At 37.5% G+C, this 19,946-nt stretch carries 18 protein-coding genes, 1 tRNA gene and 2 pseudogenes; 4 read left to right on the forward strand and 17 right to left on the reverse strand.

The features are described from left to right. Positions 1–286: 286 nt before the first annotated feature. On the reverse strand, positions 287–466 hold the full coding sequence (locus tag JFU24_RS11300) for a hypothetical protein (protein ID WP_056530917.1): 180 nt from the start codon (positions 464–466) through the stop codon (positions 287–289). Between the two features lie 118 nt (positions 467–584). Here JFU24_RS11300 and JFU24_RS11305 point away from each other — a divergent pair, with 118 nt between their 5' ends. Then, positions 585–794, forward strand: coding sequence for a heavy-metal-associated domain-containing protein (locus JFU24_RS11305; protein WP_053344681.1), 210 nt, complete (start codon positions 585–587; stop codon positions 792–794). A gap of 172 nt (positions 795–966) precedes the next feature. On the opposite strand, the gene JFU24_RS11310 is transcribed toward JFU24_RS11305, so the two are convergent. The 6 genes and pseudogenes from JFU24_RS11310 to JFU24_RS11330 all read right to left on the reverse strand — a co-directional run bounded on the left by JFU24_RS11310 (position 967) and on the right by JFU24_RS11330 (position 7,303). Continuing rightward, complete coding sequence (locus JFU24_RS11310) at positions 967–1,275, reverse strand: SCP2 sterol-binding domain-containing protein (RefSeq protein ID WP_242485325.1); 309 nt, start codon at positions 1,273–1,275, stop codon at positions 967–969. A gap of 224 nt (positions 1,276–1,499) precedes the next feature. After that, a complete protein-coding gene (locus JFU24_RS11315; protein WP_201182355.1) occupies positions 1,500–3,395 on the reverse strand; it encodes a PrkA family serine protein kinase in 1,896 nt (631 codons plus the stop codon). A 647-nt stretch (positions 3,396–4,042) separates the two neighbouring features. Continuing rightward, positions 4,043–4,139 (reverse strand): annotated as a pseudogene (locus JFU24_RS31315) (alanine:cation symporter family protein); the annotation flags it as partial. A 72-nt stretch (positions 4,140–4,211) separates the two neighbouring features. Then, complete coding sequence (locus tag JFU24_RS11325) at positions 4,212–5,849, reverse strand: APC family permease (RefSeq protein WP_201182359.1); 1,638 nt, start codon at positions 5,847–5,849, stop codon at positions 4,212–4,214. 94 nt (positions 5,850–5,943) lie between these two features. Further along, a pseudogene (locus JFU24_RS30250) lies at positions 5,944–6,168 on the reverse strand (alanine:cation symporter family protein); the annotation flags it as partial. A gap of 142 nt (positions 6,169–6,310) precedes the next feature. After that, positions 6,311–7,303 carry a glutaminase gene (locus JFU24_RS11330; RefSeq protein WP_201182360.1) on the reverse strand — a complete coding sequence of 331 codons (993 nt, stop codon included), beginning with the start codon at positions 7,301–7,303 and terminating at the stop codon, positions 6,311–6,313. Positions 7,304–7,700: 397 nt separating this feature from the next. On the opposite strand from JFU24_RS11330, the gene JFU24_RS11335 reads away from it, so the two are divergent. Next, on the forward strand, positions 7,701–9,020 hold the full coding sequence (locus JFU24_RS11335; RefSeq protein ID WP_313889313.1) for an ATP-binding protein: 1,320 nt from the start codon (positions 7,701–7,703) through the stop codon (positions 9,018–9,020). A gap of 4 nt (positions 9,021–9,024) precedes the next feature. Next, a complete protein-coding gene (locus JFU24_RS11340; protein ID WP_201182362.1) occupies positions 9,025–9,972 on the forward strand; it encodes a response regulator in 948 nt (315 codons plus the stop codon). 116 nt (positions 9,973–10,088) lie between these two features. Here JFU24_RS11340 and JFU24_RS11345 read toward each other — a convergent pair whose 3' ends face one another. The 8 genes from JFU24_RS11345 to queG form a co-directional block, all read right to left on the reverse strand. Continuing rightward, positions 10,089–11,096 (reverse strand): FecCD family ABC transporter permease, encoded by a 1,008-nt coding sequence (locus tag JFU24_RS11345; protein WP_201182364.1) that lies wholly within the window; start codon positions 11,094–11,096, stop codon positions 10,089–10,091. Beyond that, positions 11,093–12,103 (reverse strand): FecCD family ABC transporter permease, encoded by a 1,011-nt coding sequence (locus JFU24_RS11350; RefSeq protein WP_201182366.1) that lies wholly within the window; start codon positions 12,101–12,103, stop codon positions 11,093–11,095. Before JFU24_RS11350 ends, JFU24_RS11345 begins: the two co-directional genes overlap by 4 nt. 66 nt (positions 12,104–12,169) lie before the next feature. Further along, positions 12,170–13,090, reverse strand: coding sequence for an iron-hydroxamate ABC transporter substrate-binding protein (locus tag JFU24_RS11355; RefSeq protein ID WP_201182368.1), 921 nt, complete (start codon positions 13,088–13,090; stop codon positions 12,170–12,172). Further along, complete coding sequence (locus tag JFU24_RS11360; protein WP_201182370.1) at positions 13,041–13,889, reverse strand: ABC transporter ATP-binding protein; 849 nt, start codon at positions 13,887–13,889, stop codon at positions 13,041–13,043. The genes JFU24_RS11355 and JFU24_RS11360 overlap by 50 nt, the downstream gene beginning before the upstream one ends. A 337-nt stretch (positions 13,890–14,226) precedes the next feature. Further along, positions 14,227–14,976, reverse strand: a complete 750-nt coding sequence (gene nfsA, locus JFU24_RS11365) for an oxygen-insensitive NADPH nitroreductase (protein WP_057217955.1) — start codon at positions 14,974–14,976, stop codon at positions 14,227–14,229. A gap of 91 nt (positions 14,977–15,067) precedes the next feature. Then, positions 15,068–15,556: a tRNA (uridine(34)/cytosine(34)/5-carboxymethylaminomethyluridine(34)-2'-O)-methyltransferase TrmL gene (gene trmL, locus JFU24_RS11370; protein WP_053344672.1), complete on the reverse strand. Its 489-nt coding sequence runs from the start codon at positions 15,554–15,556 to the stop codon at positions 15,068–15,070. 65 nt (positions 15,557–15,621) lie between these two features. Further along, a complete protein-coding gene (locus JFU24_RS11375) occupies positions 15,622–16,479 on the reverse strand; it encodes an amidase domain-containing protein (protein WP_057217886.1) in 858 nt (285 codons plus the stop codon). 453 nt (positions 16,480–16,932) lie between these two features. Then, the gene (queG, locus tag JFU24_RS11380; RefSeq protein ID WP_053344670.1) at positions 16,933–18,072 is read right to left on the reverse strand and encodes a tRNA epoxyqueuosine(34) reductase QueG; all 1,140 of its coding nucleotides are present in this window, start codon (positions 18,070–18,072) and stop codon (positions 16,933–16,935) included. Positions 18,073–18,177: 105 nt separating this feature from the next. Here queG and JFU24_RS11385 point away from each other — a divergent pair, with 105 nt between their 5' ends. Next, a complete protein-coding gene (locus tag JFU24_RS11385; RefSeq protein WP_053344669.1) occupies positions 18,178–18,846 on the forward strand; it encodes a B3/B4 domain-containing protein in 669 nt (222 codons plus the stop codon). Positions 18,847–19,170: 324 nt separating this feature from the next. Here JFU24_RS11385 and JFU24_RS11390 read toward each other — a convergent pair. Next, positions 19,171–19,244: transfer RNA gene (locus JFU24_RS11390), tRNA-Gly, on the reverse strand. A 189-nt stretch (positions 19,245–19,433) separates the two neighbouring features. Beyond that, positions 19,434–19,847 carry a YbjN domain-containing protein gene (locus JFU24_RS11395; RefSeq protein ID WP_098176604.1) on the reverse strand — a complete coding sequence of 138 codons (414 nt, stop codon included), beginning with the start codon at positions 19,845–19,847 and terminating at the stop codon, positions 19,434–19,436. Between the last annotated feature and the right edge of the window lie 99 nt (positions 19,848–19,946).

Genomic DNA, 19,946 nt, shown 5'->3' on the forward strand with positions numbered 1-19,946 from the left:
TCATTCCGGTTTTTCACATAAATAAAATACAGTCCGGAAACAACGGACTAAAAGAAAAGTATTACTCTATCTTATGCAGCGATAAAGGATAATTTACAAAAAAATTCGATAATGGACGATTGCCTATAAAATTAGACAAGCATTGCATAATATAGGAGATCTTGTACGGTTTTTTCAAGGGTCAAACTTAAAAATTTCTGTTTTTCACTAAACAACAAAAGGGTGCCCCAGTAACTTTCTGGACACCCTTTTTACACAGATAGATTTATTCTAGTTGAGGACTTTTTCAATCTTTTTCTTCCTCTATTTCATGTTGGACTGTACCTGGGCGTTTATCCCACTCTTTCAATTCTTCATTCGTCCTTTGATTTTCCATCTGTTTGCCAAGTTCTTTCATCTCCTCATAATCCTTAGCCATAGAGCTATTTTCAGGAACATGATCTCGTTTCAATTCTTCTTTACTCATTTTCCATCACCTCTACTTATTGATACCCAATATTTCCAAATCCAAAACGTTACATAGGTATCGGAAAGATAGGGTATAGATAAGACATATGAACAAATCTCTTGGAGGTGAAAGGAGTATGCAAACAACCACACTCTATGTAAAGGAAGCAACATCTGAAGGACCAATAATAAATCTAGAGTCCATTCTATTGTCTACAGACGGGGTAGAGCGTGCGATCATCGATGTTGATGACGGGGAAATCAAAATTGATTATAGTGAAGACAAACTTTCACCCGGACAACTTGTGACACTTATTGAACAGTATGGGTTGAATGTCACCAAATAAAGAAAACTAATTGATTGGCGATCCTGTAAGGGCGATGACTAAGGCGTTGCTACACTTATACAACTTATACTGGCTTCTTACTTTGCAGTCGTTACTTCCTAGCTACCGTAAGAAATAAATTCTGATCATAAAAATACCGAACTCTTCTACTGCTGGAAGAGTTCGGTATTTTTTAATTATAACATTTTACAAATTCCTGCAGTTTCAGAGCAAGGCTGATGTTTCCATCTACCTTTAAGCCACCTGTCATGAAGGCAATAGCAGTATTTAATTCATCCTTTAATAACTTTGATAAATTTCCCTCTGATAATTTCAATGTCACTTCTGGATCATGTGATGTACCTTTGACCACTTCAACTTGTCCATCTTTGATCAACAGTTGAACGGGACCAATTTCATCAATATTGAATTGATACACACGATTTTTTTCGTTTTGAATATGCTCTGGGTTATCATTGATTTTCTCAGCTAATTTATTCAACTCAGTGATTACACCTATATGTAATCCCTCCATCAATCTGTTTCAGATGATTGCATTTACAAAAAAAACTCCTAAATCACTGTTATAAGACGTGGTTTTCCTTCATGAAGTTGTCTCATTCCACTTCAGCTAAAAGATAACATTAGCTAGTATGAATGACATAAATTTTCATTTTTTATAATTAAAACCCCCACCCTTTTAGAGGTAGGGGCAAAATTTATGATTTACCGATTTAACAAGCTTCCCACATAGCGCAGCAAATCATTGGCAGAAGTGGTATTATAACCATGCTCATCAACAAGTCTCGTGATGACTTCGTTCACTTTCTTCAGCTGTCTTTCGTCTGGTGTCTTAGTTGAAGTAGTGATTTTGACAACATCCTTCAGGTCGGCAAACAGCTTCTTCTGGATGGCTTCACGTAAACGGTCGTGTGAATTGTAATCGAATCGCTTCCCTTTACGTGCATAGGCAGAAATACGGATTAGAATTTCTTCGCGGAATGCTTTCTTTGCATTTTCAGAAATTCCGATTTGCTCTTCAATCGACCGCATCAATTTTTCATCCGGGTTAATTTCTTCCCCCGTCAATGGATCACGCAGCCTTGATTTATTGCAGTATGCTTCGACATTATCCAGGTAATTATCCATCAGGATTTTCGCCGACTCTTCATATGAATACACAAATGCCTTTTGCACTTCATTTTTGGCAATGGAGTCGTATTCTTTACGTGCCAGTGAAATGAAATTTAAATACCGCTCTCGAAGTTCATTCGTAATCGACGGATGCTGGTCAAGACCGGCTTTTAACGACATCAGTACATCCAGTGCGTTAATCGATGGATTTTCCTTTCTAATAATCGTTGACGAAATTCGGTTAATCACATAACGCGGATCAATTCCACTCATGCCTTCATCCTGATATTCTTTTTTCAATTCATTGATGTCTGCAGAATTAAAGCCTTCCACATTTTCTCCATCATATAACCTCATCTTTTTCACTAAATCGATATCACCTTTTTTCGGGTCCTTTAGACGCGTCATGATACTGAAAATTGCCGCAACCCTTAATGTATGCGGTGCAATATGAACATCAGAAACATCACTTTCATGAATCATTTTTTCATAAATCTTTTCTTCCTCGGTCACCTTCAGATTATATGGAATCGGCATGACAATGATTCGGGAATGTAGTGCTTCATTTTTCTTGTTGGAAATAAAAGCTTTATACTCCGTTTCATTCGTATGAGCCACGATAAGTTCATCGGCACTGATCAATGCAAACCGTCCTGCTTTAAAATTCCCTTCCTGAGTCAATGAAAGCAAATGCCATAAAAACTTCTCATCACATTTCAGCATCTCCTGGAACTCCATCATCCCACGGTTGGCTTTGTTCAGCTCACCATCAAAACGGTAGGCACGAGGATCCGATTCGGACCCATATTCGGCAATTGTTGAAAAATCGATACTGCCTGTCAAATCAGCAATATCCTGTGACTTAGGATCAGATGGACTGAATGTTCCAATACCAACACGCTTATCCTCTGAAAGGAAAATACGCTCGACCATCACATCTTCAATTCTGCTTCCGTACTCCTGTTCTAACCTCATAACATTCAGCGGCGATAGGTTACCTTCAATTCGAATGCCATATTCCTCATAAAAATCTTGCCGTAAGTACTGCGGGATGAGATGCAGTGGATCTTCATGCATCGGGCATCCCTTTATTGCATAAATTGCTCCAGTATCTTTTAACGAATAATTTTCAAGTCCCCGCTTCAGTAAAGAAACTAGCGTAGACTTACCACCTGAGACTGGACCCATCAAGAGCAAGATCCGTTTACGTACATCAAGTCGCTTAGCCGCCGGATGAAAATATTCCTCGATAAGTCTTTCCAGTGAATCCTCTAGACCAAACAGCTGGCCGCTGAAAAAATTGTATTTCTTTGATCCATTTACTTCCTCTATCCCTGCATCTTTAATCATGTTGTATACACGTGAATGAGCAGATTGTGCAACCAATGGTGTTTCTTTCAAGATGTCTAAGTACTCTGCGAAGGTACCTTCCCACTTCAGCTTCTGTTCATCTTCTCTAAATTTTTCGATTTTCTTTAAAATATCCATTTCAGGAACCTCCCCCTGTCACTTTCAGAGAATACTTAAATCTATGCGCCAAGTCTGACAAACATGTCAGACTTTAAAAAGAGGTTGTGCAATTGTCTTGGATACCTCTAGACTTTCTCTGTTTAAGAAAGGCTTTAAACTTGAACAATTAATGACAAATCACCCGACAAGAAAAATTGCGTGCACTCCTGCTAAAAATTAGGGTATACTAAGCCTATACTTAAGTGGGACAATATGGGTAAAGGGAGGTCACAACATGGGCACAGTTATTATCATTGCAGTTGCTATTGCATTTTTAGCCGCTATCTTCACTGCTGGGTATGACGATAAACCAGGTGTGAAATAAAAGGAATAATAAATCCTTTCTTATAATTCCCAAAAAAGGGGACAGCAAATTAAATTTGCCGTCCCCTTTTTTGCGCCCCCTCATCAATACAAGCAAATAAAAGTACTTTCGAAGTTCTACTATATATATGAGAATGGCAGTGACTACACATACTATTTGGCCAAAAAAAACAAAATTGAAAAAGCGATTTGATTTTTTAGCGAGCTTCGTTAATTTCAATTAGCCATTTTTATACAGTTGGTATCATTAACGAATTGGCTCTGGCAAGAATAATTGTATTTACTGTACAGCGTTAAACACGAGACCGTAAATAATCCACCCATCCACCGCTTCTTTAAGCCTTTTTCCAAATAATAAGCTGGATCACCTCGCAAGCCGTTTTTATCTTTTTTTTTATAAAATATAAAAAAACACCTCCATTGATTCCATACATATTGGAGTATGCCAACCAAGGAAGTGTTTTTCATATTTTATACAGCGTTCTTTTTTTCCGATTGAGATGCCATGTTGTTCTCCTCTATTGATCTCAAGTCATCGTTTACTTTCTGTCCTTGTTCCAAATATTCTGTTTGGAATCCACTCTTTATTGCCCAGCTATAAAACACAAGTGATATACATGTAATTAAAACCATATCCCAACCAAATGGAATTACGTTTAGTCCACCAAACTTTTCACTTCCTAAGAATGAAATCGTCATCATACATAGTAAGTAAACAACCATCCACAGCCCTGCTGAAAAGTTTTGACGGAACCCCTTCCATTTTATTTTTGCTTGATAATAGAAATAAACGGGAAGACCCATCATAATGATAAATAATACTTGTCCTGTCAGTGGCCACCTTGCCCAATATAGAACTAAAGAAGCAAAAACAAAGCCAAGTGGTGCAATAATACTTAATCCTTTTAGACGTAATGGTCTGTACAAGTTCATACCTGTGCGTCTTAATGTCATAACAGTTACTGGACCTGTAATATAAGAGACTAAAGTCGCAACCGAAATAACCTCTGCTAGTACTCCCCAGCCTCTAAACATGAATAAAAATAAGAAAGATACACCTAGATTTAAAAACATAGCTTGACGCGGAATGCCATAGAGAGGATGTAATTTCCCAAACACGCTTGGTAAATATTTATTCTTTTCCATTCCATAAAGCATTCGTGACGTTGTCGCTGTATATGTTATCCCTGTCCCAGAAGGAGAAATAAAAGCATCGGCGTATAGTAAAATAACTAACCAGTTTAGGCCTAAAACAATTGCTAAGTCAGCAAACGGTGAATTGAAATTCAAATGTTGCCACCCGTTCACAATCATAGACGGATCAACGGCTCCAATAAACGCAATCTGTAATAAAACGTAGATAACTGTTGCAATTAAAATTGAACCGATTACTGCAATTGGGATCGAACGTCCAGGATTCTTTGCCTCACCAGCCATATTAATGGGACTTTGAAAACCGTTAAATGCGAAGATAATACCAGAAGTTGCTACAGCAGTAAGTACACTTGCCCAACCATTAGGTGCTATACTGCCTGCAGACGTAAAATTGGATCCATGAAAACCAGCAAATAAAAGTGCCCCAATCGTAAGTCCTGGTATAATAACTTTAAAGATAGTAATAAATGAGTTAGCTTTTGAAAACAAACTAACGGTCCAGTAATTTAATAAAAAGTAGACGATTAGTAATACAGAGGCAATTGCTAAGCCTCCCCCAGTAAGACTTCCATTTACTACTAAACCATGTGTCCACTCCGCCCATTTCCAAGGCCATGAGCTCATATATTGAACAGAAGCAATCGCTTCAACAGGAATTACAGAAACGATTGCAATCCAGTTTGCCCAAGCTGCAAGAAACCCTATAAACGAACCATGAGAGTACTGCGTATATTTTACCATTCCCCCAGCTTCAGGAAACATAGCCCCTAATTCACTGTAAGAAAGTGCGATAAATAAAATAACAACCATCCCAATAATCCAAGAGATAATGGCAGCTGGTCCAGCGATTTGTGCCGCTCTCCATGCTCCGAATAACCAACCTGAGCCAATAATTGACCCGAGTCCTACCATCGTTAACGAAAATGTTCCCATCTTTCTCTGCAAATTATTCATATGTTTATCACCATGCTTTCCAAAATTCATTCCTTTATATTAACTTTTTAAAGTAACTGGATTAATGATTAGTGCTAGTGTACGTTCAATAAATAATCACAATGGGGATTCCTGTAATGTTACCTGACCCCACACTAGAAGCCATATTAATACAAAACGGTTGAAAACGGTGAAACCTCATTTTTGGAACTAGTTTTATCTTTCTTAAAAACACGAACCATTTCTTTTAACAATCGAAATTGTATAATTTTCGATTTAATAAGAAGTACAAACCGAAAGAAGCAAGCATAATAATTAATAAGTTTGACCAAAAAAACATTTGATACGTCAATTTACATCTTAAAGTAATTGTTGGGTACATCACTTCTGGTTGTTTAGTAGATTGATAGGGAAATCTTAAGGATGTCCCCTTTATCGCCCTTTTATTATTAGCACCAGAACCCCCTTAACCATTAGGCTTTTTAGAAAATACTTAGATCCCATTCTTGTGCCATTTGTTTCAATAACATCCCACCTGTTACGCTATTCCCATATTCATCAATAGCTGGTCCATATATACCAATACCACATCCATCTTGAAAAGGCATTTCTCTTCTAGCACTTGGAGGAACTAGTGCCATAATCCCGCCAGATACTCCACTTTTAGCTGGCACCCCAACAAAAGCCGCAAATTTCCCCGAAGCATTGTACATTCCACAAGTTAGCATTAACGCTTTGGCTAGTTTAGCTACTTCTTTAGGAAGGACTTGTTCTTGACGAATAGGATGGTACCCATCTTGTGCGAGAATTAGTCCAATCAGGGCTATGTCTTCTGTTGTTACTACTATGGAACATTGCTTCAGGTAAACCTCTAAAGCTTCCTCTACATCCGATTCTAAATAATTCGTCTCTTTTAAATAGTGAGCTAGAGCTCTATTTCGATGAGAAGTTAGCCACTCAGATTGAAACACTTCCTTATTGATTGTCGGGCGTTTCCCTAACAAACTTTCGATTAATTCATAGAGAAATTCTAATTTTTTTTGTGAAGACTCGCCTGGGAGAAGCGAAGCTATAGTAATTGCTCCAGCATTTATCATAGGATTAAACGGTTTTCCTGGCTTATGCATTTCCAAACGAATGATTGAATTAAAAGCATCCCCAGTTGGTTCCACATCGACCCGATCTAACACATAAGAAATACCACGACCCAAGCATGCGGCTATAAAGCTGAGTACTTTTGATATACTTTGCAATGTGAAAGGGACTTCCCAATCCCCTGACGTTATCATTGTTCCACCTGGCTCTAGTATGCAAATACCTAATTGCGATAAGTGTGTATTTCTCAATGCAGGTATATAATTGGCGGTTTGTCCTTTAGTAGCATAGGATCTGTAATGTGCTACCCATTCATCTAAGCAGGTTTTCTTTTGACTACTTGCGTGAATGTTATACTCTTCCGCTAATTTTTCAACCATATTTCCCCACCTCTTTAGTTGTTGTATCATTATTTTTTCTTTATAAGCGTTTTTACCGAATCCCATTAAGCCTACTTACAATAGATTCGTTGAAAACATAATTAAGCTTATAAATATTGTTAAGCGCTTTCAAAATTTCTCTAGAGGGAACCTATTTTTAATTTTAAAGAGGGAACTACATAATCATACGAAAACCTACAAAATCAAAAAAATAAAATCTTCAAAAAAAAAAGCGTGATTGTCTCACAGGTTCCAGTACCAATTTTTGTGAATAGATAAACCAGATTGTTTTTGCCATACTTGGTACAAATCCGTTTTAGATTCGTTTTTAAGAACCAAAGTAAGCGTTGTATTGAAACCGATGAAACTGTATACTAATTTTCTAACAAATTGGGAGGTGATCGACTTGAATCTCGGTACATTAATGAAAAAAGAGGTCTATATCCTTGTTCTGATGTCGTTAACAGTGCCATTAGCAGGTGAATTGAGTTTTTATCCTTTAAATGAAACGTTTCGAATAAGTTTTGGTCCGCCGGTACTTTTCTTCTTTTTACTATTATTACAGAAAACACCTGCCATTTTATCGGGCATCTTGACAGGAACAATGGTTGTTGTATTTCGTATTCTAATAGACTTTTTCATTCAGGATAATTTTCACTGGACGTCCACTTTTCAAGAACATTATCCTAGTTTTTTCTTTTATTTTACCTATTCCTTTCTTTTTTATTTAGCGAAAATCAACCGCTTTCAAAACCGATCATTGATTATTGGATTTATTGGTCTCATTATCGAAATATTGTCCGACTCTGTAGAATTAATCTTTCAATATTTTGTATTAGATACAACAATTACGATAGGTGCATTAAATGAGATGATTATAATCGCATTCGGTCACAGTTTTATCGTTTTAAGCTTTTTTAATATGATGAAACTTTATGAAGCACAATCAAGAGAAAGGCAAATCAGAAAACAAAATGAACACATGCTGATGCTCATTTCCAATTTATATGAGGAAACGATTCATTTAAAAAAAACATTAAAAAATGCAGAGAATATTACAAAGGAATCGTATGATTTGTATCGTGATTTAAATGAACGGGAAAAGCGGGAAAAACAGCCTCATGTTCTCACACAGCAATTAAGTCAAAAAGCATTACGCATCGCAGGCGAAATGCATGAAGTTAAAAAAGATAATCAACGAATTTTTGCCGGTCTCTCTAAATTGATTTCTAATGAGAGTTTTAAAGATTATATGGATGCTGCTGAACTTTTCCAATTAATTATCCGAATTAATGAAAAATATGCCTTATCACTAGAAAAAGATATTCAATTTGAATACTCATTAGATCGAAACAACGATTCACATTATCATGTATATACCGTATTATCTCTTATCAATAATTTAGTAGCTAATGCAGTGGAAGCAATTATTGATAAGGGAATCGTTAGATTAAGTTTGTGTGAACTTTCCGACAATGTAGAATTAAAAGTTGCTGATAATGGAACTGGAATCCCTCAAAAATATCAGAAGGTGATTTTTAAACCTGGATTCACTTCGAAATATGATCATTTGGGGACACCATCAACAGGGATTGGACTCTCATATGTAAAAGAAGTGGTGAAAGAACTTGGGGGAGATATCCTGTTTGAGAATAAGCCTAACGGCGTCGTTTTTTCAATAAAGTTACCAATTCATAAGTTGATTCAGAAAGGGTGATTTCATGCGTTTTTTTATAACAGATGATGATTGCGCTATACGTTCAATCCTAAGCCAAATTATAGAGAACGAAGATTTAGGAGAAGTGGTGGAGGAAGCGGAAGATGGCAGTCTATTAGAAGGACACATTTTGAATTTAAAACAAATTGATATATTATTTATTGATTTATTAATGCCTATCCGCGATGGCATTGAGACACTTCGTCATATAAAAGATACATTTAATGGGAAAATCATAATGATTTCGCAAGTTGAATCAAAAGAACTTATTGGTGAGGCATACTCTCTCGGAATCGATTATTATATTACTAAACCAATTAACCGTATTGAAATATTAACAGTTATTCGAAAAGTAATGGAACGTATTTATTTAGAAAGATCGATCACTAATATCCAAACCTCATTAAATAGTGTATTGCATTTTGAACAGCCAAAAGTGGATAAATCAAATATTTTAAATGAAAAAAGTATAATAGAAGTGGGCGAATTTCTTTTATCGGAATTAGGGATTGTGGGAGAAAATGGATCTAAAGATTTCATTGAAATGCTTCAATATTTATTCATGTATGAACGTACTTATACTTTTGAACAGCATTTCCCAACTCTTAAAGATATTTTTGTAGAAATTACAAAAAAAAAGCTCGGACCATCAGCTGTACAGGCTGATATTAACCGGGAAATAAAAGCTACCGAACAGCGAATACGCAGGGCAATTAATCATTCGTTAATTCATTTTTCTTCGCTAGGTTTAACGGATTTTTCAAATCCAAAGTTTGAAAATTATGCTTCTAAATTTTTTGATTTCACTGTCGTTCGCCAAAAAATGAAAGAATTGCAAAATGATTCAACAATAGTTCTTACTCCTACCCGAGTAAATACAAAAAAGTTTATTCAAGTATTCTTTTTCGAAGCGAAGCGCTTGAATTCAGAGGAGATTATTAGATATAGATAATCATAAATAAAAACAAGATTGCTACGGAAATTTGTTAAATTCCACAAAGCAAAAAAACCCCTGAAATAAATATTTCAAGGGATTCTTTCAACAATCATGAGTCTGTACACATATTCTTATTTTTTTAATAACAAATACATAAAATAAGGTCCACCAATTAAAGCGACCATAATACCCGCTGGAATACCCTCGGGTTCAACTATATTACGACCGATTGTATCGGCAAGCAATAGTAGCCATCCACCAATTAATATGGCAACCGGAATAAATAATTGATTTCGAGGTCCCACTAAAGATTTTGCTATATGTGGGGCCATAAGTCCAATAAATGCAATTCCACCTGTAACTGAAACGGCAGCAGCGGCTAGGGCAACAGCTGTTATAAGTAAGACAATCCGTTCCTTTTCAATCGATACACCCACACCGATTGCAACAGGTTCGCTTAGCCCAAGAAGATTCAATCGGTTTGCTTTATATAAAGTAAATGGAATGAGTATAACCAGCCACGGAAGTATTGCCCATATGAAAGGCCAATCCGTACCCCAAATATTCCCCGCTAACCATTTCGAGATAAAATCAACTTTTGATCTTTCGGCTGATGAAATGAGTACAATCATCATACCGGAAAGTGCCATTGAAAACCCCACACCAATTAACACTAACCGTACAGGTTCAAGACCGCCCCTTCTTTTATAAGAGAGTACATATATTAAGCACGCTGTCAGTAACGCGCCGATAAAAGCGACAAGTGGAATCATATAAACAAATGAACCTGTGTCTATTGGGAAAAACAAAAAGAAAACCGCAATCGCAACACCAGCTCCAGAGTTAATACCGATAATCCCTGGATCAGCTAAGTCATTACGTGTTATTCCTTGTAAAATCGCACCAGATAGTGCAAGGGCCATTCCTGCTAAAAGAGTAATGATGATTCGTGGTAATCGGACGGAAAATAAAATGAATTCCTCTTTAAACGTCCCTTGCCCGAAAAGCGTTGGAATCAGTCGGTCATAAGATAAATTAGAGTACCCCAAACTGGTCCCAATAATGATTGTAATGATAATAAGTGCGAATAATGCACCTAGTATCCATCGCTGTTTTTTGATTAAAGCTGACTGGATCATGAAAATGCTTTACCTCCTTTTCGAACGATTAGGAGGAAGAAAGGTAAACCTATCATCGCAACAACCGCTACCACAGGTGTTTCATATGGAGAATTAATTGTACGGCCAATTGTATCGGCAAGAAGCATGAAAGTGGCTCCTAAAATTGCGGACATAGGTAGGATGAAACGATAATCCGTACCAACAATGGCTCGAACCATATGGGGAACCATTAAACCGATGAACACCATATTCCCTACAAGCGCTACGGAAGCCCCAGCAAGGAGAATGATGACAACGAAGAGAATCGCTTTTATTTGTGTTGTCTTTTGACCTAATCCAACAGCTACTTCTTCGCTTAAGCTAAGTATAGTGAGCTGTCTAGAAAAGATAAAGGAGATCAAGATACCTATTAAAATAAACGGAACGATTACTTGAAGTTGACTCCATGATGTTCCGATATTTCCCCCTGCCGTCCACATCGATACATCTTTTGATACTTTGAAATAAATACCGACCCCTTGTGAAACGGCAAATAGGAATGCAGAAACTGCAGCACCTGCTAAAACAATCCTTAATGGAGAAAATCCTCCCTTTTTCATTGCACCGATACCGAAAACCATAATTGCCCCGACAGCAGAACCAATAAAACACGCGATCATAATGCCTAAGTTATTAGCCGAAGGAATGAAGGCTAGGGTAATGGCAAGAGCTGCATTGGCACCTGCCGTCAATCCAAGCAACCCAGGATCAGCAAGAGGATTCCTCGTCATTCCCTGCATGATGGCACCAGAAACTGCAAGTGCTGCACCTACAAAGATGGCACCAACTTCACGAGGGAACCGGATTTCCCGAATGATGGAAATCTTATCACCTGTAGCATTGGACGTCAGTGCTTGCCATACATCCTTGATGGTAGCATCGGCTGCACCAAACACCATAGATATGATGAACATGCCGATAAAGGCAACGATCGCTATGATCAGTTTATATATAAATGGGATGAAACGTTGATTTTCATTAGTCATCTGTCTCTCTCATCTCTTTTTTATAGAATAAAAGGAGAGGAATCAGACTCCCTCTCCCTCGCTGTATCATTTTCCAAGAAAACTTTTTGAAAAGAAGTCTAATTGGTAATCTAATGTTATTGGATCATTGAAGTAGAATTTTTTTGCATCAGCTTCAAATAGTTGATTGTTTTTAACGGCAGGTATGTTTTTAAACGTATCTGTTTGTTGGAATGAATTGTCCTGATCTTTGTTATTGCTCAAAATGACATAATCACCGGCATAGTCTTTCAGGACTTCTAATGATAAGGCAAAGTAACCATCTTTCAATGCCACTTCTTTTACCTTTTCAGGCATGCCCAATTTCATTTCTTGATAAAGGATTTCCGTTCCACGGCCCCAATTATCGCCGTATACATAGAATTGTTTGTCAAACTTTTCCAATACGGAAACGGTAGCATCTTCACCAATTTTAGCTTTAATGTCATCACCAGTGGATTTTGCCCGTTTTTTGAAATCATCCACCCATGCTTGAGCTTCTTTTTCTTTATTCAAGAGTTTACCAATTTCTACATGTTGTGTTAAATAGTCCACTTTTCCGTATGTATACGTTACGGTTGGAGCAATTTCTTTTAGTTTATCGACATTTTTAATCGTTGATAAACCAATGATTAAATCCGGATTTAACTCGATGATTTTTTCCAAGTTTTCGTCAGTTACTTCCTCGACATCTTTTAATTTTTTAAAATTCGGGTTCATTTTAGACCAGGAATCAGCTCCTACAAGGTTAACATCCAAAGCCATGACATTACCTGCGAAAGAAGATAGTACGACTACACGCTTAGGATTCGCAGGCACTTCGACAGGCCCATTTTCAGATTGGTACGTGATGGTACCCGATTTTTCCTTTTTCGAATTCGAGCTCTCATCCTTTTCGGTTGACTCGTTACCGCAAGCACTAATAATTAACACTAACAGCAGAATAAATGGAATCATTATCTTTTTCATTTGTTGTCAATTCTCCTTTTAATAAATTGTATGTACTACACATTGGTTTGTTTGTTCGTTGATCTCTTCCGATTACCGCATCAATATGGAATACTTCCTTAAGTACTTCATGAGTGATGACTTCTTCACAATCTCCCGCTTTGACTATTTCTCCTTCTTTTAAGGCAATAATATAGTCAGCAAAACGAGCAGCTTGATTTAAGTCATGTAGGACCATGACAATCGTACGTTCCTGTTCTACATTCAGCTTCTGTAAGAGTTCTAAAACCTCTAGTTGATGTGCCATGTCCAAATAGGTGGTCGGCTCATCAAGGAAGATGATTTCTGTTTCTTGTGCAAGGGCCATTGCAATCCAAACGCGCTGGCGTTGACCTCCTGATAGTGCATCTACAGGCCGGAACTTAAAGTCTTTTGTTCCTGTTACTTCAAGTGCCCAGTCGATCACTTCATAATCTTTTTTGGTCAAGCGTCCGAAGCCTTTTTGATAAGGAAAGCGACCATAAGATACGAGTTCGCCGACTGTTAATCCACTTGCACTTTCTGGTGTTTGCGGAAGAATCGCCATCTTTCTAGCGAGTATCTTTGTGCTTTCTTTTGAGATATTTACTCCATCTAAAACGACTGACCCAGATTGATTGGGAATAATGCGAGTGATTGCTTTCAACAGTGTAGATTTCCCACAACCATTGGATCCGATAATTGTTGTAATTTTTTTATCTGGAATTTCCACACTGAGATCTTTTACAATTAAACGTTCACCATAGCCAATATTTAAATTCTCTGTATATAGGCGAACCATTATTTAACCTCCATTTACTGAAAAATAAGTAAGTAAAAACTCAAATGAAAATGATTATCATTATCCATTACTTAATTACTATAATTCTATATAAATATATTGTCAATAGTTATTTATATGGCTATAAAAGGATAATTTCATGTTGGATGTATGGGGAACAATGCTAATACTATTTATCTAGAAAGGGCTACCTGTTTATTCCAATATGAAATAAAAACAGAATGACCTCGGGGACAATACCCGAGGTCATCTTATGGCTAATTATGGATAGCCGGCTTTTAAGAATAATCCATTTATGGATAAAAATTCAGATATCCTAACAAAGTTTTTTTATCATTTAATGTTTTTTAAATCCTTGCTTTTCCACATAATCTTTCATATACATCCGGCTTTTCTTTCCAAGCATACCAGCCATTTGCTGTGTCCAGGTATCTTTTCGTTTGCCTTTTGTACGGCTTTCATAATAACTAGAAATCGTTTCATTATACTCTTTCAGTTGACCGATAAACTCCTGCTTATCCGCCTGATAGCCATTTTCATGGTATATATTAGATTGTGGCAGACGTGGCTTTTTATCGGAACGATTTTTAGGATAGCCGACTACAAGGGCGAATAACGGAATAACACGATGTGGAATATTCAAAATCTCTGACACTTCTGGAAGATTGTTACGGATTCCACCGATATAGCAAATGCCAAGATCCATTGATTCTGCAGCCAATGCCGCATTTTGAGCTGCAAGAGCTGCGTCAATGCATGCAACCATGAATTTTTCCGTACTTTCAATCGAATCGGAAAGGTCTGTATCTTCCATCTCAGCTATCCGATCATGTCGATATAAATCAGCGCAGAAAACGAATAGGTGCCCATTGTTCTCTACATAAGATTGTGGTCCGGCAAGCTCCGCTAGCTTGGCTTTCTTTTCTGGATCGGTTACCCCAATGATTGAATACGCTTGAATATAACTTGAAGTTGATGCAGCCTGAGCACATTCAACAATCGTTTGAATTTGCTCTTCCGACAATAGCTTGTCCTCGAAAGAACGAATGGAACGGTGATCTAAAATCTTCTCAATAATATTATTCAAAGCTTCCACCCCTAAAAAAGTATGTAGGTAAAACATCCACCAGGGGGGCTATATCCCCCACTGATAGTATGGTAATAAAAGCATTAATCCATCAACCTTTTGTTTTTAAATCCAAATCACGATAATTTTGCTGCCTTAAGGCCTCATAAATTAAGATCGCTGCTGTATTGGATAGGTTTAGAGAACGAACTTTATCCGTCATCGGGATTCGCAGACAACGGTCTAAATTTTCATGAATCAGGTCTTTCGGAAGGCCCGTCGTTTCACGACCGAACATGAAATAAATCTCACTGTCCTGATCACTATAATCGAAGGTTGTATGCGGCTGCTCTCCAAATTTCGTTAAGTAATAAAATTCACCGCCGGCATTCTTCTCATAAAACTCTTCCAATGAATCATAATAATGGATTTTAACATTCTCCCAATAATCGAGACCGGCCCTCTTAAGCTGTTTGTCATCTGTTGAAAAACCGAGCGGACGAATAAGGTGCAGGGACGTGTCTGTTCCTGCACACGTTCTTGCGATATTACCTGTATTTGCTGGAATCTGTGGTTGATATAAAACTACATGTATTGCCACTTCATTTTCACCTCTAGTTTAAACTTCATCTAATTATAGCATTAAACAAACAGACTAAAAACCAATCACACTCCATCCAAAATCGAGAAAAATTTATAAACGATATTCGGTGTATATCTGCTCGAATCCTCGTACGTCCAGTATCGATGGCGACTGTTCATCGTATGGGCATTCACAAGCGGCATTCCGTTCTGATCCTTCGCCGTTACAATCAAGTTATGATCAAAGCGTCCGTTTCCTTCGAAGTCAATACACATGATATCGCCTATATCCATCTCCTCAGCTGTTTCTAAACGTTTTGTCTGGATTCCCTTTCCGCCAGCGAGCAGATTATATAAGGAGTGTGCAGTCGTCCAGGTATAGCTCCAGCTTTTCCCTCTTATCCACCAGCCCTTATTTTTGTTTGGCGCCCCCCACATTGGGATTCCTCCTGCATGCAAACATTGTGAAATGAAATTCGTGCAATCATCAGTGAACTTGTGGTACGCAGGATTAAATTCATTCCACCACCGCTCGGCATACTGGACGGCCTTCATCCTGTCATACTTATAAGAAAGTCGCTCCGAACCTTCTTCCCATTTTGGAGGCACCTCTTCTGGTTCAAAGCTTGGTACAAGGTCACGTTCATCTATTAAATACCCATCTCTAAACCTCGCCTCCCTTTCTTCCATTTCCTCTTCTATATAAAAAGAATCTTCCTGCTTCAATAAATATTGTAGATGTACTTTATAGGTCAATACCGTATCCTTTTCTTCCTTTCTCTTCGAGTGAACCTTTCCTGCAGCATTTACCCGCACAATTTCCGTAGAGCGGTTCCGCATTAACTCCTTTTTCAGATGCAATTTTCTTTCATCGCGTTCTTGAGTATCAGAAGTATAACACTCCACTCTTTCTTGCAAAAGCTGTTTCAATTGTTCCCTCAAAATTATGCCCCCCTTCATACCATCTATGCTAATGTGTATGTATGAGGGCATGGACAAAAACACAACTTCATTAAAGAAGAATATATTAATGGCCTGTTTTTGTTCATTTCCTCGAAATAAACTCTTATTAACAAAAGAAACTAGCAAAAACGCTTAGAACATCACGAGCTAGGGTATCCACTTGATTAAATAATATATCTGAAAAATAAAAGGTATTATTAGCCCATCATCACAACAGAATACAAAATCTACTTCCCCAGTATTCCGGTTGAAAGGTTTTGAGCCTCTCCCGCCCTATAAAAAAATTAGCCGGCAAATGGAAAGATAGTCCAAGCATATCGAGGACTCTTTTTTACCTACATATTAAACCCTCATCCTCACATTTCTACAAAAAATAAAAAAAGCCGTCCCGTTAAATTTCTTACGAGACGGCTATAACTGATATATTTAATATTATTGATGCTCCAAGGTAAACTGCAGTCCTTTTTCAATTTCTGCACGAACCTCTTCATCGGTTTCGTTCATTAAAGCTTCCTCTAAAATAGAGACTACTTGTTTCCGTCCAATTTTCCCAATCGCCCAGGCCGCGGTTCCCCGTAATACAGGACGCGGATCTTCCTTCATGATCTGAATCAATTCGGGTAGTGACGTTTCATCTTTAAAGTGGGCTAATGCTAAAATGGCATTTCGCTGGATTGGCTTTTTGCCTCGCCACGAACCAGATACATAGCCGTATGTTTCTTTGAAATCCCGATTTGAGATCGTAAGCAGAGGCTTCAACAACGGCTTCGCAACCTCAGGGTCAGGCTCCATCTCTTCATGAAAGTGAAAATCCATTCCTTTGTTTTTCGGACAAACAGTCTGGCACGTATCACATCCGTACAAACGATTGCCTATTTTCGTCCTGAATTCATCAGGGAGAAATCCTTTTGTCTGCGTTAAAAAAGCAATACAGCGCTTAGAATTCAGCTGGCCACCCTGCACAAGTGCACCTGTTGGACAAACATCCACACATTTATTGCAAGTCCCGCATTGATCTTCCATCGGTTGATCCGGTATAAATGGCAAGTTTGTAATCATGTCACCTAAATATACATAAGACCCAAACTCAGGAGTAATGATCATACTATTTTTAGCACTCCAGCCTATTCCTGCACGCTCAGCAACAGCACGATCCGATAATTCACCAGTATCTACCATAGACTTTGCCATTGCTCCTGGCACTTTATCTTTAATAAAATCCTCAAGTAACTGCAATTTATTACGAAGAACCGTATGATAATCCGTTCCCCAAGAGGCCCGGCAAAAAATCCCACGTCGCTCACTTTTTGTGCTTTGCGGTGCATTCTTCAATTTAGAAGGATAGGCCAGTGCAATCGAAATAATGGATTGCGGTTTATCAAAAATCAATTCAGGCCTGACCCTTTTTTCAATATCCGGTTCTTCAAATCCTGACTGATAATCTAGTTCCTGCTGACGGATCAGCCGACTTTTCAATTCCGTGAAATTAGAGGCTGATGTAAACCCAATTTTATCAATGCCAATCTCTTTACTATATATAATCACTTCTTGCTTAAGTGAATTCATATCCATATTTTTCACCTTCGTTCATTCATTATTCCCATCGAAGCTTGTATTCATTTCAAACCATTGCTATCTATGATAAACTAATTGCAATCATTTTTGGAGGTGTAACGCTTGGAAATTAACATTTCCGCTAATCTTAGCAGTAAAATCCCTGATTTCAAAGTTGGGATCATTACATATGAAAACATCGAAGTTGGCCCCTCCCCGCAAATGGTCAAAGGAAGACTACAGTTATTTCAAGAAGCTCTTTTCTTCGATCTAGATGAAAAAGAATTAACCGATTTCCCGGGTATCAAAGAGTGGCGAAAGATTTTCAAAACGACCGGAACGAATCCGTCACGCTACCGTCCTTCCGTGGAAGCTCTATACCGTCGTGTTAAAAAACAAAATTACTTAACATCTATTCATTCCGCTATCGACCTGAATAACTTCTTCTCCCTTTTATATGAAGTGCCTATTGGCATATATGATGCTGATAAATTAACAGGAGATATCTCGATTAAAATTGGCGAGAGTACAGATGAGTATAACGGCTTGAATGGCCGCTTGAATTCAATGGAAAACATGATTACTTCTGCCGATCGTGATGGAGCATTTGGAAGCCCCTACGTTGATTCAGAACGAACAAAGGTCACGGAAGAAACGAAAAAGGCAATCCAAATCATCTATTTACAACCAAAGACTCCAATCAAAGAAGCCCATCAGCTAACAGAGTCCTTAATGAAAATGTTCCTCGAAATCCACGGTGGAGAAGGAACTTATTCCATTTTAGAAGTATAATAACAATCGAGCAGAACTAAACCCCTTTCAAAATCGGAAGGGGTCTTTTTATAGGATAGGATATCAACCTGTGAATGTTTTTTCTTCTATTACAAACACATTCCCCAGTTTTGGATTCACTTGATACGCTTCCTGACAACATATCAACTAGTTTCTTAGTCACCCAGGATCAGCCTCATCTCATACTACTTCCTTAAATTATAGGTACATACAAATCTAGACAATAAAAAAAACCTACTGTAAACAGTAGAATTCTCATTATAAAATATTTAAACGCAAAGCTTCGTTCTCCAGGTAACGAAACCCTGCGTTATGAGTATGTATTGGAGCGGGTGAAGGGAATCGAACCCTCATCATCAGCTTGGAAGGCTGAGGTTTTACCACTAAACTACACCCGCGTATTCTTGTAGAAATTTGTCGAATCGCTATCAACAAAATTAATTATATAGTTTATATTAAATAAATGCAATAGTTATTTTTAAAAAAATAATAAAAATTTAATGAATGTTACAATAGTATATTCATCACTCTATTAAAGATGTTAAAAAGTTCTCTAATAACAGAGAACTTTCCCTACATCTCCACTGTTAAGACCAGATGACTTCCATTAACGACGGGTATACCTGCTCCGCTGTTTCAAGTAACATGATTAACTTCCTGAAAGCTAGATCTGGTAAAAATTCTCCCTCAAGGGAATAAGAATAACGAATTGAAATAGTCCCTTTTTCTTCATACAACTTTGAATATCTAAAATTAGCATTATATTCATTTAACAGTGTATGTACATCCCGCCTTTTATCAGGATTCTTCAACTCGGCAACATTAAAGCAAAATAAATCCGCCACATTTTCATTTTGGTTGAAAGCAAAAACTAAAAGAACCTTCCAGCCATCCTTTAACTTTTGCTCTGCTCTAAAAAAGGTGGTGTCATCTTCTTTCAACTCATTCATATAGATTTTCTCGCGCGTTAAAAAATCTCGAAATTTTGCAACGTTTGACATGATCCATCACCTTTCTGTATGTATTTACATTTTATACTGAAAATTGGCATTTTTACAGACTTTTTGAATAAACCCTCTATTTTCAGCTAGTGCATTCAT

Origin of the sequence: Peribacillus sp. TH27 (assembly GCF_016650915.1) — a bacterium.
GTDB classification, from domain to species: domain Bacteria; phylum Bacillota; class Bacilli; order Bacillales; family DSM-1321; genus Peribacillus; species Peribacillus butanolivorans.